At 34.0% G+C, this 15,080-nt stretch carries 13 protein-coding genes; 1 reads left to right on the top strand and 12 read right to left on the bottom strand.

Features of this window, described 5'->3' with window-relative positions; all coding sequences use genetic code 11:
• Positions 1 to 118 precede the first annotated feature (118 nt).
• From AC5YGD_RS05080 to AC5YGD_RS05055, 6 genes are all read right to left on the bottom strand, one after another.
• A complete protein-coding gene (locus AC5YGD_RS05080) occupies positions 119 to 988 on the bottom strand; it encodes an EamA family transporter (protein ID WP_496142357.1) in 870 nt (289 codons plus the stop codon).
• 389 nt (positions 989 to 1,377) lie between these two features.
• Positions 1,378 to 1,776: a Fic family protein gene (locus tag AC5YGD_RS05075; protein WP_496140929.1), complete on the bottom strand. Its 399-nt coding sequence runs from the start codon at positions 1,774 to 1,776 to the stop codon at positions 1,378 to 1,380.
• A gap of 130 nt (positions 1,777 to 1,906) precedes the next feature.
• Entirely contained in the window at positions 1,907 to 2,656 is a 750-nt protein-coding gene (locus tag AC5YGD_RS05070) for an ATP-binding cassette domain-containing protein (RefSeq protein WP_496140928.1), read from the bottom strand.
• 14 nt (positions 2,657 to 2,670) lie between these two features.
• Positions 2,671 to 3,819 (bottom strand): amino acid ABC transporter permease, encoded by a 1,149-nt coding sequence (locus AC5YGD_RS05065; protein WP_271558605.1) that lies wholly within the window; start codon positions 3,817 to 3,819, stop codon positions 2,671 to 2,673.
• Positions 3,820 to 3,821: 2 nt separating this feature from the next.
• Complete coding sequence (locus tag AC5YGD_RS05060; protein WP_496140927.1) at positions 3,822 to 5,042, bottom strand: ABC transporter permease subunit; 1,221 nt, start codon at positions 5,040 to 5,042, stop codon at positions 3,822 to 3,824.
• A 125-nt stretch (positions 5,043 to 5,167) separates the two neighbouring features.
• Positions 5,168 to 6,175: an amino acid ABC transporter substrate-binding protein gene (locus AC5YGD_RS05055; RefSeq protein ID WP_271558607.1), complete on the bottom strand. Its 1,008-nt coding sequence runs from the start codon at positions 6,173 to 6,175 to the stop codon at positions 5,168 to 5,170.
• Between the two features lie 707 nt (positions 6,176 to 6,882).
• Between AC5YGD_RS05055 and AC5YGD_RS05050 the strand changes: the two genes are divergently transcribed.
• Entirely contained in the window at positions 6,883 to 8,487 is a 1,605-nt protein-coding gene (locus tag AC5YGD_RS05050; RefSeq protein ID WP_496142355.1) for an NAD+ synthase, read from the top strand.
• 4 nt (positions 8,488 to 8,491) lie between these two features.
• Here AC5YGD_RS05050 and AC5YGD_RS05045 read toward each other — a convergent pair whose 3' ends face one another.
• The 6 genes from AC5YGD_RS05045 to AC5YGD_RS05020 all read right to left on the bottom strand — a co-directional run bounded on the left by AC5YGD_RS05045 (position 8,492) and on the right by AC5YGD_RS05020 (position 15,007).
• Positions 8,492 to 9,784: an aminodeoxychorismate synthase component I gene (locus AC5YGD_RS05045; RefSeq protein ID WP_496140926.1), complete on the bottom strand. Its 1,293-nt coding sequence runs from the start codon at positions 9,782 to 9,784 to the stop codon at positions 8,492 to 8,494.
• Positions 9,785 to 9,788: 4 nt separating this feature from the next.
• Complete coding sequence (locus AC5YGD_RS05040) at positions 9,789 to 10,442, bottom strand: tetratricopeptide repeat protein (protein ID WP_496140925.1); 654 nt, start codon at positions 10,440 to 10,442, stop codon at positions 9,789 to 9,791.
• Between the two features lie 49 nt (positions 10,443 to 10,491).
• Positions 10,492 to 11,340, bottom strand: coding sequence for an OmpA family protein (locus tag AC5YGD_RS05035; RefSeq protein WP_416686126.1), 849 nt, complete (start codon positions 11,338 to 11,340; stop codon positions 10,492 to 10,494).
• Positions 11,341 to 11,349: 9 nt separating this feature from the next.
• Positions 11,350 to 12,630: a Tol-Pal system beta propeller repeat protein TolB gene (tolB, locus tag AC5YGD_RS05030; RefSeq protein ID WP_496140924.1), complete on the bottom strand. Its 1,281-nt coding sequence runs from the start codon at positions 12,628 to 12,630 to the stop codon at positions 11,350 to 11,352.
• Positions 12,627 to 12,824 (bottom strand): Fe-S cluster assembly protein IscX, encoded by a 198-nt coding sequence (gene iscX, locus AC5YGD_RS05025; protein ID WP_271558612.1) that lies wholly within the window; start codon positions 12,822 to 12,824, stop codon positions 12,627 to 12,629. The genes tolB and iscX overlap by 4 nt, the downstream gene beginning before the upstream one ends.
• A gap of 77 nt (positions 12,825 to 12,901) precedes the next feature.
• Positions 12,902 to 15,007, bottom strand: coding sequence for a RelA/SpoT family protein (locus AC5YGD_RS05020; RefSeq protein WP_496140923.1), 2,106 nt, complete (start codon positions 15,005 to 15,007; stop codon positions 12,902 to 12,904).
• Positions 15,008 to 15,080: the final 73 nt, after the last annotated feature.

Here is a 15,080-nt window from a genome sequence, read left to right as displayed (position 1 = left end):
AAATATAGAATATAAATAATATAGATATAAGATTATTAAATGGATTTAGGAAAAAAAAGGGTTAAGTAATTGAAAGAAATGGAGAAATTCCACTATAAAATAATAAAAAAAATAAATATTAGGATTTAAATCTTGATACAAAAATTCCAGAGATAATTAGAACTAACGCCAATAAATTACTTAAAAGAATATCTTCACCAAGTAGCAATGCTCCAAGGAAAAAAGCAACAACAGGGATTAAATAATTAATATTAGAAAGAAATGTTGCACCAGCAGAGTTGATAATAATAAAATAAACGAGAGCTGCAAGACCAGTGGGTAGAATTCCAAGAAGAATAAGACTGGCACCACTCAATAATGGAACACCAGAGAAATCAATAAAAAATACGCCTGGCCATATGAAAAATGAAAGTGTGCTAGCAATTAATAATACACATGCACTAGATATAATAGGGTCATAAGAGGGAAGCCGAGAAGCAATTATAGTATTAACTCCATAAGCACATGCAGCAGATAATACTAGTAAGATTCCAATCAACGTATTAGAGCCATCTCTAAGTGAAGGACTTAATATAAATAACACACCAGAAATCCCAATAATAAATCCAAATGCCTTATATCTATTTAGTTTATCGTTAGGTAGAAAGAAATGCGCAAGAACAAGTGTAACTAACGGCATAATAGCCATCAACAATCCAGCCATCCCCGAAGTAATTGTTACTTGTCCCTTAGCAATTAGAAGGTAAGGCAAAATATTACCAATTACAGCATAAACAATAAAATGAAGCCAAGGCGTAATAGATCTAGGAAATTTCTTTCCATAAAAGAAGGCAACTAACATCATAGTAATCGCACCAATAAATAATCTATAGCCAACGACTTGCTCAGGAGAAAAAAATAATAATGAGCGATCAATTAAAAGAAATGATGATCCCCACATTAGCACGAGTAATCCTAAAAGCGAATAATTTCTTTTGTTTAAAGACATATCGAAGAAAAAGGGACCAAGAAAAAATGTGAAAAAAAACCTGAAATAGCAGGGGGACTAAGACTGTTATTATCCACAGTAACTCTATTTAGGGTAATTGATGTTTAATATTAGTTATATATTAGTTATTTAACATAATATAAATTATACGAAGTTAAATGGAACTTAAGTTAGGAAAAATGACTAAATAATGGCAAATATTAAATTAAACATATAAAAATCAAAGAGTTATATAATGGACTCGAAATTTGCCTATATACCGCATATCTATCACTTATGCAGTAAGTTATCTAGAAAAACAGTGAAAGTCTAAAATATAGAAGATATGGGAGTAGGGGTTAAAAATATAGCAAATTAATTAACTAGGCTACTCAAAAGGTTAAAATCTATTATTCCTTTGTTCTTTTTTTAACAAACTTACCTGTAAGTCTGTATTTTTGACTAGGACTTTTAGGACTATCTGGAATTGTTAGCTCTAGGAAGTTTTGATCAAGAAGTGGATTAATGATTGCTGTTTTAAATTTTGATTTATTTGATCTCTTTAATATTTTCATCAAGTCTAATGCACTGCTTTCTATTTTACATTTTTTTAGAATTTGCAGATGGTCCCTACTTAGTCCCTTCTTAGTCCCTTTAGTCTCATTATTGCTTTCAGAGCTATATAAAAAAGATAATTGCTCAACCTCCTCACCAATTTTTTTACTTCTCTTTATGTCCTTAGTCCAGTCTACAGATTGTGTAATTTCTGGAGTCTCGGGCAATTGTTCTTTTTTTAGGAAACCAAACATTTATCAATTAGTAATTTATTTAATTAATAGTCTTCTTAGTCGAATTATATAACTAGAAGGTTACGTGTATGTTGCTTTATTCTTAATTAGGGCTCATTAAATCTGTTAACTGGCCTTTTAAATCCTAATATTAATGAGTTAGTATTTGATCTAAAAATAGCTGTAATCTATCAGATTCTGCATGGTTAAAAAAGTTCTCAGGATCGTTTTCTTCGACTATTTGACCATCATCCATAAAAATAATTCTATTTGCAACTTTGCGTGCAAAGCCCATTTCATGAGTCACACAGATCATAGTAATGCCCTCTTTAGCTAGTTCAACCATTACGTCTAAGACTTCAGAGATCATCTCAGGATCTAGAGCCGATGTTGGCTCATCAAATAGCATTATTTTTGGCGAAGTGCATAAGGATCTTGCAATAGCAACACGCTGTTGCTGTCCACCACTAAGTTGATTTGGATACTTTTCAGCTTGGTCCCTTATCCCTACTCTATCAAGTAATTTAAGCGCTTTATCTCTCGCTTCTTGCTTTGTTTCATTGTGGACCCATATTGGTGCAAGTGTTAGGTTATCTACGATTGTTAAGTGTGGGAATAGATTGAAGTGCTGAAATACCATTGCCACTTCACTTCTAATTTTTCTAATTTTTTGCGCATCATCAGTAAGCTCAGTTCCTGAGACCAGGATGCTTCCTTCTTGAAATTTTTCAAGAAAGTTCACACATCTTATTAGTGTTGACTTTCCACTGCCTGATGGGCCACATACTACTATTATTTCACCTTCTTTTACATTTAAATCAATATTTTTTAGTGCATGGAAGTCACCATACCACTTATTTAATTTTGATATTTCTATTATATTTGCTTTTTCAGTGTTCATCTTTATTGACCTTTTTAATTTGTATTTTCAGTATTGAAGCGTAGCTCTAGTTTTCTTGAATAGCGAGACATGGTATATAGTATAGCCCACATAACAATTGTAACGAAGACAAAGCCTTCAGTTTCCCTTCCAAGCCAATAAGGATCATTACTTGTTAGGTTAACCATTGCTAACATATCAAAAAGCCCTATTATAAGAACTAACGTCGTATCCTTAAATAGTGATATTGAAGATCCTACTATATTAGGAATAGAAATTTTTAGTGCTTGTGGCAAGATAATTAATACATTTTTTTGGAAGTAACTTAGTCCAATCGCATCAGCCGCTTCATACTGCCCTCTTGGGATTGCTTGCAGCCCACCTCTGACAACCTCTGCAAAATATGCAGCTTGGAATAGCGCAATGCCTATAAGTGCCCTTAAGAGCTTGTCAAAATAATTTCCTGATTCTAAGAATAGTGGGAGTACAAATGAGGCCATGAAGAGGATTGTGATTAAAGGAACTGCTCTTATAAACTCAATAAATAGCGTGGAAAATAACTTAATTACTTTAAGGTTTGACTGCCTTCCAAGTGCAAGTAGAACGCCTATTGGAAATGAAACAATAATACCAACTGATGCAATAATAAGAGTTAGCAAGAGTCCACCCCATTGGTCAGTTGAAACTGGCATCAGAATCCCAAAGCCACCTGCAATTAACACATAAGAAACTAGTGGGTATAGAATAATTAGTGATAACGTAACTCTATTCTTATGTTTATAGTGCTTTACCAATGGCACGATAACAAAAAGAAGCGCTGTTAATCCAAATACAATATTAGGCCTCCATGTCTCTGTGCGAGGATAGAAGCCATAGGTGTACATATATAGTTTTTCATAGATATAAGGCCAGCATGCACCTTCACGACCACAGTTCTGATTTGTTGCCATGGCTTCACTAAACTTGATATCAAAACCAAAAAGATTTACAGTGCCAAAGCTAAAGCTCGCATTAAATATCATCCAATCCAGTAAGGGAGGAATCATGATATATAGCAAATAGAGTGAGGCAAGTGTAAGGGCACTATTAATCCAAGATGAGAAAAGGTTAGTCCTAAGCCATAAAACTGCCCCAATTTGAGAAATTGGTGGCTTCCTGGTTGATTGTTGATCAAATACCGACATAATTATCTTCCTTGTATTTCCATTCTTTTATTGACATAATTAAGCAATAAAGAAATAAACAGTGAGATTACTAGATAAACCAACATCGCCATAGCTAAAATTTCAACTGCTTGACCAACCTGGTTTAGGACGGTGCCTCCAAATGTACTCATTAATTCTGGATAGCCAATTACTGTGGCTAATGAAGAGTTCTTTGTTAAATTTAGGTATTGATTGATGGTGGGTGGAATTGCCACTCTTAATGCTTGCGGCAAAACAATCAGCTTAAGAGACTGAACTGGCGATAAGCCTATTGCAGCAGCAGCTTCTTTTTGGCCTTTGTCAACTGCCTCGATTCCGGATCTTATTGCTTCAGCAATATAAGTTGCAGTGTAGACACTCAATGCAAAAGTTAATGCTAAAAATTCTGGAACAACAGCCATGCCTCCTTTCAGATTAAATTTCCCAAGAACTGCATAATCAAATTGAAGTGGTGAGCCAACTAAAAAATAAACCATTACTGGTAAGCCAACTATTAAACCAAGTGAATACATCCAGGTGCTGGTATGTATTCCTGTAAGCTCATGTTTCTTCTTAAAAAATTTCTTAATAAAATAAGCAGCAATGATTCCAATAATGAATGCTATGGCAACAAATATAAAACCATCCTCAGCAATTGGTTTTGGAAGGTATAAGCCTCGCTGGTTTAGGAAGGCAATATCAAAAAATGCCAAGCTTTGTTTAGGGTGAGGAAAAACATTAATAAATAGGTTGTACCAAAAAAGAATTTGTAGCAGAATGGGTATATTTCTAAAGAGCTCAATATAGCCCCCCGCAAGTTTTGCAATTAGATAGTTATTAGAAAGCCTTGCAATACCAATTAACAGCCCAATTAGTGTAGATAGAATTATGCCAATAAAGGCAACAACTAGGGTATTTACAAGTCCTACATAAAAAACAGTTAAATTTGAAGATTCTGGAGTGTAGTCAACTACAATATTGCCAAGGAAAGGCAAGATATCAAAGCCCGCCCTATTATTAAGAAAAGAAAATCCTGTTTGTATTCCCCTTGCTTCAATATTATCAAAGAGATTTCCTATTGCCGTATAAAAGAGTCCTACTACTAAAACAAATGTAATTACCTGGAAGAAAAAAGCTCTTACCTCATTGTTATAAAGTAAATCACGGAAGTTTGATTCTCTATGTTTAGATTTACCAAGGGAGTCGAGAATAAGTTTTTTCATATATAGCAATAAATATTAATTGAGAAATTTTACTAAAAAACGAGCTTTGAATTAAGAAAAAAAGTAAAAAAAAACCAGCCTGCTAAAGTATAGCAGGCTGGCTTAAGTTCTATCTAGATAATTGCTTATCTAAATGGAGGTGAGTAAAGGATACCACCTTGTGACCATAGTGCATTAACACCACGAGCAATACCAATTGGAGTATTTACACCAATGTTGCGCTCAAAGCTTTCAGAGTAGTTACCTACTTGCTTAATGATCTGGTAAGTCCAGTCTGAAGTCAAACCAACGTACTCATGAGTGCTTCCAGAACGACCCATTAAGCGCTCGCGCTCAGGGTTGTTAGAAACCATATCAACAGTAGCACTAGTAACACCAATCTCTTCAGCAGTGATCATAGCATTAAGAGACCATCTTACGATGTTAAACCACTGGTCGTCACCTTGACGAACAACAGGGCCTAAAGGCTCTTTAGAAATGATTTCTGGAAGTACAACGTGCTCAGAAGGATCGTTCGCACCAGCACGCATTGAATATAATCCAGATGCGTCAGTTGTTAGAACGTCACAACGACCAGCGTCATAGTTACTTAGAGTTTGAGCATTCGTGTCTGAAACAACAGAGTTGTAATCGATACCGTTTGCTTTACCCCAGTCAGCTAAGTTTAATTCAGTAGTTGTACCTGCTTGAATACAAATCGCAGCTCCACCTAATTCCATAGCACTAGAAACACCTAGAGAAGACTTAACCATAAAGCCTTGTCCATCATAGTAGTTAACACCGGCAAAGTTAAGACCTAGTGAAGCGTCACGAGTAATTGTCCAAGTAGTGTTTCTAGACAACATATCGATCTCACCAGACTGAAGCGCAGTGAATCTTTCTTTAGCAGTTAGTGGTACAAATTTAACTTTAGTTGCGTCGCCAAGCGTTGCAGCAGCAACAGCACGACAAACATCAACGTCAACACCTGTCCAAGTACCTGAAGAGTCAGCTGAAGAGAATCCCGCAAGACCTTTAGATACGCCACAAGAAACGTGGCCTTTAGCTTGAACGTCGCTTAATGTAGAAGCTTGTACACCAAGTGCACCAACAACTAACAACGAAGCAGCAGTCAATTTTAGTAATTGTTTCATATATATCTCCTTAATGAGTTTCAAAGTATAACAATCCATCACAATTGCGTGAGGATTAAAGAATTTTATCACTACTAAGCAACACAATGCTAGTTATTTTTAAAATCAATTTACGTCTCTAAGGCTAATGATATAGGGATATTTCAAAAATTTTTATTCAATAATATATAGAAATACTATTAAAAAATTAGTGAATTTAATTCAACTTTTATAGACCATCTTAAGGTTTATTCTTTAATGAAATTGATTCTGAGCCAATAATTGTAACGTTAAAGTAGTAATTTTATAATTTTTAATTTCTGTATATAAAACAGTAGCTTAAGTACTTTTTAGTTAATAAATACATTTGTTTTTAATACTTTTATTTATGAACTATAGTTATTTTATAACTGTAGTGGTATAAAATAACTAATATATACTTTAACTAACGAATCATAGTGAATAAAAAAACAACTGAATACCTTGCTCTAGTGCGTGAGAAAACTGGTTTTTCTGATTATAAAATTGCTAAGGAGTATGATATAAATCAATCTAACCTTAGTAAATATAGCTCTGGTAAGGCCGCTCTTAGTGAGACGCACGCCTGGTTATTTGCTAATATCCTTGAATTAGATCCATCTGAAGTGGTTGCAAATACCAAGTATGAACATGCAATAAATACTGGAAATAATTTGAAGGCCATATTTTGGCAGGAACAGCTTAATAAGATATTTTCTGAATCGGAGTCAATAAAAATCCAAATTGCTCAATTTAACCCTATTGTTGGAGATATTAAGGTTAACGCCTTAAGAATGTTAGATTTGATTAATGAGGCTCATGAAATTGGAGCGCATTTAATTGTTTTTCCAGAATTAGCAATTACTGGCTACCCCCCGGAAGATCTTTTATTTAGAGAGGGTTTTATTAATCAAGTTAACGAAGAAATTAATAGTTTATGCAATCTAGTGCCTTCAGCTATAACTATTCTATTTGGTGCGCCAAGCCAATCAAATGAGTCTCTTTTTAATAGTGCTTTTTGCATTCAAAACAATCGAGTAATTCATGTTTACAATAAGCAAGAATTACCAAACTATGGCGTTTTTGATGAAAAGCGCTACTTTGCTTCTGGTGAAGAGTCATTTATATTTGAATGTCAGCAAACTAAAGTTGGCGTTTTAATTTGTGAAGATCAATGGATTGACGGTCCAATTGATAGGCTATGTCAATCTAATGTTGATGTAGTGGTGTCTCTTAATGCATCACCCTTTCAATTAAATAAACAAAATGAGCGTATAGATATTTGCAAACGTTATGCGCTGAAGTTTGATCTTTCATTTATCTACGTGAACATGGTTGGAGGACAAGATGAAGTTGTTTTTGATGGTAACTCTTTTGTCATAAGTAATCTTGGAGAGCTTACTCTTCAGCTACCAGCATTTAAAGAGATGTCGTTACTTCATAATAGTACTAATTATTTGCCTTCAGTTTTAAGTGAGGAGGAGTCAATATATTCTGCACTTGTTTTAGCAACGAGGGATTATATTCATAAAAACTCCTTTGGAGGAGCTTTAATTGGCCTGTCTGGTGGTATTGATTCAGCTTTAACTCTTGCAGTTGCAGCTGACGCTATTGGTCCTGAGAATGTTCATGCAGTAATGATGCCCTACCAATTTACTTCTGATATGAGTCTTGAGGACTCTGAACTTCAGGCGCAAGCTCAGGGAGTGCAGTTCTCAAATATTGATATTCACTCGATGGTTGATTCTTTTAATTTTTCTCTTAATGATTTTTTTGAAAATACTTCTCCAGGCTCAACTGAAGAAAACATTCAATCTCGTGTTCGAGGCACGCTTCTAATGGCGCTTTCAAACAAATATCATAAAATTGTTCTTGCAACGGGCAATAAATCAGAGATGGCAGTTGGCTATGCGACCTTATATGGTGATATGTGCGGCGGCTTTGCTCCACTTAAAGATATTCCCAAAACAATGGTATATAAGCTTTCTAGATATAGGAATACAATTTCTCCAGTTATTCCTGAACGTGTTATAACAAGACCACCTTCTGCTGAGCTTGCGCCTAATCAAGTTGATCAAGATACACTGCCCTCTTATGATGTTTTAGACGACATTTTAAAGAGATTTGTTGAATTAAAGCATTCTGTAGCTCAAATTACTGAGCAAGGCCATAGTCTTGAGGTTGTTAATAAGGTTACTTCTATGATCCTTAGAAACGAATACAAGAGGCGTCAATCTGCTCCTGGGCCTAAGATAAGTGGCAATGCATTTGGTAAAGAAAGAAGATATCCAATGACATCAAAGTTTAAGCCTTAATTTTCTAATTCTCAAAAACCTTTAAAAGTCCTGCTGCCTTGTGTCTTGTTTCAGCTAATTCTTTTTCAGGTATTGAGTCATATACTATTCCAGCACCTGCCCTAAAACTTAAAGCATCTCCTTCGTGGATGAAGCTACGAATAAGGATGTTGAAATCCATCTTGCCGTTTTGGCTTATATACCCAACTGATCCCGTATAGGCCTCTCTTGGCATCTGCTCTAGTTCATTAATAATCTCCATGCAGCGCACCTTTGGACACCCTGTAATAGTTCCTCCTGGAAATAAAGCTCTAACAATGCCTTTAATGCCAACATTATCACGAAGTTTTCCTTTTATATTAGAGACAATATGATGAACAAATGGATAGGTCTCTAGAGTCATTATTTCGTTAACAAAAACGCTGCCATACTCACATACCCTTCCCATGTCATTTCTCTCTAAATCAAGAAGCATTACATGCTCTGCAATTTCTTTAGGGTGATTTATTAGGTTATCTTTTTGAGTTTTATCTAAATCACCCTTACCCCTGGGATGGGTTCCTGCAATAGGCCTTGTCTCAAGAGTTTTGTCATTAACACTAAAAAGCCTTTCTGGAGAAGAGGAAATTATGCTGAAATTTTCATATTGAATGAGAGCGGAAAAAGGCGCTGGATTAGCTTTTTTTAGGGCATTATAGATTACTGCTGAATCTATAGTTTCTATTAGTTGATATTGCCATTTTCTTGACAGGTTGACCTGAAAGACATCGCCTGCAACAATATAATCTAAGCTACTTTTAACGCCATCAATAAATTTATTTTCAACCTCTTCAGATTGGCTACCTTTGATTCTTTGTGTTGGAATCTTATCTAAGAGCTTAATATCAGATAATATTGAATTAATGCGGGATTGATTATTATCTTGATCAATAATGAAAGTTTTGTCTAGTTTGTGATCTACAATTATTGCTGTTGGCACATGAACTGCATAAGCTATTGGTAGTTTTGATTTATGTAATTTAGAAGTCAAAGTTGGCTCAATTTGACCTATCAGCTCATACGAAAGATAAACAAACCAACCACCAATAAAGGGGAGGTCAGAATCTAACATAGTTGATTTACTTTTATCTTGAAGTTTTTTTAAAAAATCAAAGTCAGAAAAGTTCTTAAGAACAATATTCTCACCAGGAAAGGCAAATAATATTGAGTATCTATTGTTTTCGTTGTGATTAACGCTTTCAAGTAAGAAAGGATAACGTTCTTTATTGAGATAACAAAAAGAAGTTAAATCAACTTTTTGTATTTCTAGTATTTCCACTAACTTATAGGTCTAAAAGTAATTGGTTTGCTTTGTTTATCAAAGAGTGGTCCGGATATTGCTTAATCATATCTAATAACAATAGCTTAGCTTCATTGACTTCATTTAGCTTAATTAAGACCCTTGTTAATTCAAACATAGAGTCAGCATATTTTTGGTGCCCTTTATTATTAGATTGATAATCTAATAATGAATCTTTGGCTTTTAAATATTTTTCACGTTCAAAATAAGCTCTTGCAAGCCACAACTTTGAATCTTTTATACTTGATGAATTAGGAGAGCTTTTTGCAAAACTTATGAATAGAGTAATTGCTTTCTCATAATTCCCAAGAAGAAATTCATTTTTCCCATCTGAATAAAGCTTTTCAGCGCTGTTAGACTGAATTTTTTTTGTTGATTTTTTTTCTTGTTTAGTATTAGAGAGATTTAATTCAATGATTTGACGAAGTTCTGCAATCTTGGCAGAGCTGATTCTTTGTTCTTCTTTAATCAGTTCAATCTCATCTTTTAATGAAAGGATTTCATTGTTTAGGGATTTAACTTCTTTGTTGATTTTTAAGATTGCAAGGTCTAAATCAAGGCCTTCGTTAGCATAAACCCCATGCTGAAATAACATAGGGTTTATGAAAAGTATAAATAGAAGAATATTCTTTTTCATCAAGTGACAAAAACTATTTACTTAAAAAAGATTTGAGAAAACTTTACCTCTAGTAGTAAGAGAATTCTACTCTTCGGTTCTCTTCCCACGCCATTTCATTGCTTCCAACTAGAATTGGAGACTCTTCACCATAGCTTACAACTAAAATTCTGTCATCAAGGTTGTAAAGGCTTAAGACCTCTTTTACACTTAAGGCACGATTTTCACCAAGTGCTAGGTTATATTCACGGGTTCCTCGCTCATCTGCATGACCTTCTAATCTCAGGCTTAGTGAAGGATTGTCTTGCATAAAGTTAGCATGCTCAATAATCTTTCTTGTAGATACTTCATCTATCTCAGTATCGTCATAATCAAAATAAAGAATAAAAGAGTCACTAGAATTTTTGAAATTTTCAATAATTGCTAACATTGCTGCTGCATCATCCATTAACGCCTGAATAAGCTCATCTCTATTAGCTAAATTTCCATCTGCATCAAGTACAATCAAGTCACTTAGACCCTTAGAATTGATCATTTCGATAAGTGCATCATCAGACAGTGATTCAAGTTCTGCGGTCTTTCCGTCAAGTAAGTCTCCACTTTCAACAATAGCATTTATGATTTGATCTCTATTTTGAAGATTACCATCTGCATCAAGAACTATAAGATCTCCCAATCCCTTCTCTTTAGCAATTGCAATTAATTCATCATTAGATAATTGCTCAAGTTCATCAATTGTAAATCCACCATCTTCATCCATAGCAACTAGGGTTGCATCACCTCCAAGATCTGCTTGCTCAGTTGCAGCATCACTTGGGTTAATTAAATCAAGAAACTTATCACCCAGTTCAGAAATACTATTAGCACCACAAGAACTTAAAAAGATAACACTTGATAAAAGAAGAATTTTTTTTGACATTTTTTTTCCTTAGTTTGAATAATTTGACCAAGTAGGTTCCCTTACTTCGCCGGTTTTTTGCATTAATTCAACAATTTGGTTGTTGTGTAGTGAAATTATAGACAAAATTCCCTTGTTGTCTCTATTAGTTGAAAAAATAATCATTCCGCCGTTTGGAGAAAAGTAAGGAGATTCATCTGATTTGTTTCGAGTCATTACAGTTAAATCTCTAGATTTGATATCTAATAGGGCGACCCTGTAGTCTTTATCAACTCTGTGAATGAGTGCCAAATCTTTGCCATCAGGTGAAAAAACTGGTTTTGCATTGTATCGACCTTCAAAAGTAGCTCGGGATATTTTGCCAGAGTTAAGGTCTTTTATATAAACTTGAACTTGCCCTGTTCTATTTGAAGTAAACGCAATGCTATTGCCATCTGGTGAAAAGCTAGCTTCTGTATCAATTGATATGTTTTTAGTTAGCCTCTTAAGGTTCTTTGATTTAAAGTTATATAAATATATATCTTTATTACCTTGTTTCGAGATTGTTAGCGCAATACTATCGCCGCTTGGATGGAATGTAGGTGAAGATGCAATTCCATCAAATTTTGGCAATTTAATTGGAATTGTTTTTAAAAAAGGAGTCATAACAAAAACTTCAGATCTATTATTTTTAAAAGAAACATAAGCAAGTTTTTGCTGATCTTTTGACCAGGCTGGAGATAAAATCGGATTTGATTGTCTTACAATTGTTTGAGGATTTTCTCCATCAGAATCGGATATTTGAAGCCTGTATGTTCGACCACCACTATTATTATCAGTCACAGTAACATATGATAGCCTAGTGTTAAAAGAGCCTTTTTGTCCAAGAAGGACATAATAAATTTTATCACTTAGGAAATGAGCCATTCTTCTAAAGCCAGAGTTACTAACAGTAATCTTTTTTTGATACAAGCTTTTTTCAGAAAAGACATCATAAATATAAATATATATGTTGTAAACCTTTGGGCTTATTTGCTCAACTTTTCCAAAAACAACAGCATCTTTTTTACGTTCTTTCCAAAAGTTAAAATCAATTTGATTTGTTACCAATGCGTCAGTACTTAAGGCACTAAATTGGCCTGATCTATTTAAATTATCTCTAATAATTTTAGCGATGTCTACATTTTCTTTTGAATCGCCAATTATTTCAAAAGGAGCGATAACTATAGGAAAAGCAGCTTCTTTAGATTTTAAAATATTTACTTCTAAAAGTGCATTAGCTGAAAATGATAATATTAGATTAAACAATAAAATAAATTTTAAATATTTCACTCTTTCTCCTCAATCCAATTCATTTGAATAGCTTCAAGAACCCTTTCACCACACTTACTTTGTCCTTCTTCAAAGTCCTCAAGATCCATAACAAGCTGACGTAAATCAACAAAATTAATAGTTTTAGGGTCAGTATCAGGAGAGGCTTCTTCCAGTGAAATAGCTATTTCGAGTGAGTCAGTCCAGCAAAGCATTATTTAATAGTATTAATAATTAATAAAGATGTAATTTTAATCAATTCAATTGTCCACTTTGTACATTTTAATAAATATTAAACTCTTTCAGCAGAGACAAGATGTGGGAGTTTGTTAAGTTGCTCTAATACGTCATTAAGTTGTATGATGTTTTTAATTATAACAACAATGTGAAATAGCCTTGTAGAGTGTTGGCTTTCTTGCTGTTCAATATTTTCAATATTAACACCTAAGTTTGCTATGGTGTTTGCAATAGCTGCCAAACGACCACTTCTGTTTTCAACTACAGCACTGATTGCAACTTCAAAGACTTCATCTTCATCCGAGTTCCATTCAATTTCCATCCATTGTGCATTTTTTTCTTTAATATGCTCTAGATTTGAACATATTGAGCGGTGCATAACAAGGCCTTTTTGTGTTGTTAAAACGCCTGTAACATCATCTCCAGGGATGGGGTAGCAACAATGAGCAAAGTTTATTGCCATTCCTTTTGTTTTATTTATAGAAATTGTATTAATTGTTTCGTTGTTAATATCCTGGAGGAGTTTATTAATAACTACAGCTACAAATATTTCAGACAATCCTACTTTTATATATAAGTCTTGAAAATCAAAACAATTGAGCTCCTTTAGGCATTTATCCCACTTATCTTTTGGTACATCATTAATTTTAATTTTTTGATAATTAAGCGCATCAGAAATCAAAAGTTTTCCAAGTTTTGCTAATTCAGTTTTTGAGTTATCTTTAAGATTTGCTTTTATTGCAGTTTTGGCTTTTGAAGTTACAACAAAATCTAGCCAGCTTGGCTTAGGCTTAACAAACCGACTAGTGATTATTTCCACTGTTTGACCAGATTTAAGCTTGGTTGAAAGTTCGGCTTCCATTCCATTAATAGTAGCTTTTTGAGATCTTTTTCCAATGTTAGTATGAACAGCGTATGCAAAATCAAGTACTGTTGCTCTAATAGGCAGCTGAATTATCTTGCCAGCTGGAGTAAACACAAATACCTCATCAAAAAATAAATCGGCTTTTGTATTCTCTAGGAAGTCAGCTGAAGTGTCAGTATTTTGCTGAATATCTAGTAAAGATCCAATCCAGTTTCGAGCTAATTTATCAGTTGGCTTGCCAGTGTTTTTATAGTGCCAGTGAGCGGCAATCCCATACTCAGATATGAATTCCATTTCTTGAGACCTGATTTGAACTTCAATGAACATTTTCCTAGGGCCAAGCACAACTGTATGAATTGACTGATACCCGTTTGGTTTTGGAGCGGAAATATAATCCTTAAATTTAAGCGGAATAGGTTTATAAAGACTATGTATATGGCCTAATGCCTGATAACAAGTATTTGTATTTTCAACAACAATTCTAAAGGCATGCATATCAAGAACCTCTGAGAATTTTCTTGATTTAAATTTCATTTTATTGTAAACACTAGATGGTTGTTTTTGACGCCCTTCTATAGTTGCATTTATGCCTTCAAACTTTAGCCTATTTTCAATTTCGGTTTTAATTAGATTTATTGTTTTCTTTTGATTTCCATACTGCTTACTGATCTTATTTTTAATTATTAAGTGCTTTCTTGGATGCAGTGTCTTAAAGCATAAATCATCAAGCTCTACCCTTATGCTATGGAGTCCAAGTCGCCTTGCAATTGGAGCGTGAAGTTCAAAAGTTTCTTTTGCTTTTTGTATTTTTTTTTCGTCACTCATTGAATCTAAAGTGCGCATATTATGAAGTCTGTCAGCTAATTTAATAACCATAACTCGCATATCTTTAGACATAGCCAATATTAGTTTTTGAAAGTTTTCAGCTTGTTTTTGTGAGCTTGAAGTGAATTCTAAGCTAGTCAGCTTTGATACTCCTTCAACAATATGAGCTACTTGCTCTCCAAATTGAGCCTGGACATCTTCTTTAGTTACTGAAGTATCTTCGATACAGTCATGGAGAATTGCGGCAACAACACAAAAATAATCAAGTTTTAGATCGGCAAGTATTAAAGCAACAGAAAGTGGGTGGTGAATATAAGGCTCACCTGACTTTCTAAATTGACCAGAATGTGCTTTATTAGCCATCTTATAAGCAAGCTTTACTAGCTCAATCTCCGAATGAGGTAAGTAACTATTTAAAACTAAGCACAAGTCATCAATTTTAGTATGCTTTTGAAAAAGAGTTGTTGCCATCAATATAGAAATAAAATAAGGTTAGTATAATTATAAGCAGGTTACTATTAACTAGAAGTTCTTTATGTAAACG

The organism is Candidatus Pseudothioglobus sp. uisw_070 (assembly GCF_059512545.2).
This window is presented reverse-complemented; position numbering and strand designations above follow the sequence as displayed.

Coding starts and splice junctions, on each gene's coding strand:
- AC5YGD_RS05035 (WP_416686126.1), bottom strand. CDS start 11,340: ATGTCAAAAAAAATTCTTCTTTTATCAAGTGTTATCTTTTTAAGTTCT.
- AC5YGD_RS05070 (WP_496140928.1), bottom strand. CDS start 2,656: ATGAACACTGAAAAAGCAAATATAATAGAAATATCAAAATTAAATAAG.
- AC5YGD_RS05055 (WP_271558607.1), bottom strand. CDS start 6,175: ATGAAACAATTACTAAAATTGACTGCTGCTTCGTTGTTAGTTGTTGGT.
- AC5YGD_RS05040 (WP_496140925.1), bottom strand. CDS start 10,442: ATGAAAAAGAATATTCTTCTATTTATACTTTTCATAAACCCTATGTTA.
- AC5YGD_RS05080 (WP_496142357.1), bottom strand. CDS start 988: ATGTCTTTAAACAAAAGAAATTATTCGCTTTTAGGATTACTCGTGCTA.
- AC5YGD_RS05020 (WP_496140923.1), bottom strand. CDS start 15,007: ATGGCAACAACTCTTTTTCAAAAGCATACTAAAATTGATGACTTGTGC.
- AC5YGD_RS05065 (WP_271558605.1), bottom strand. CDS start 3,819: ATGTCGGTATTTGATCAACAATCAACCAGGAAGCCACCAATTTCTCAA.
- iscX (WP_271558612.1), bottom strand. CDS start 12,824: ATGCTTTGCTGGACTGACTCACTCGAAATAGCTATTTCACTGGAAGAA.
- AC5YGD_RS05075 (WP_496140929.1), bottom strand. CDS start 1,776: ATGTTTGGTTTCCTAAAAAAAGAACAATTGCCCGAGACTCCAGAAATT.
- AC5YGD_RS05060 (WP_496140927.1), bottom strand. CDS start 5,042: ATGAAAAAACTTATTCTCGACTCCCTTGGTAAATCTAAACATAGAGAA.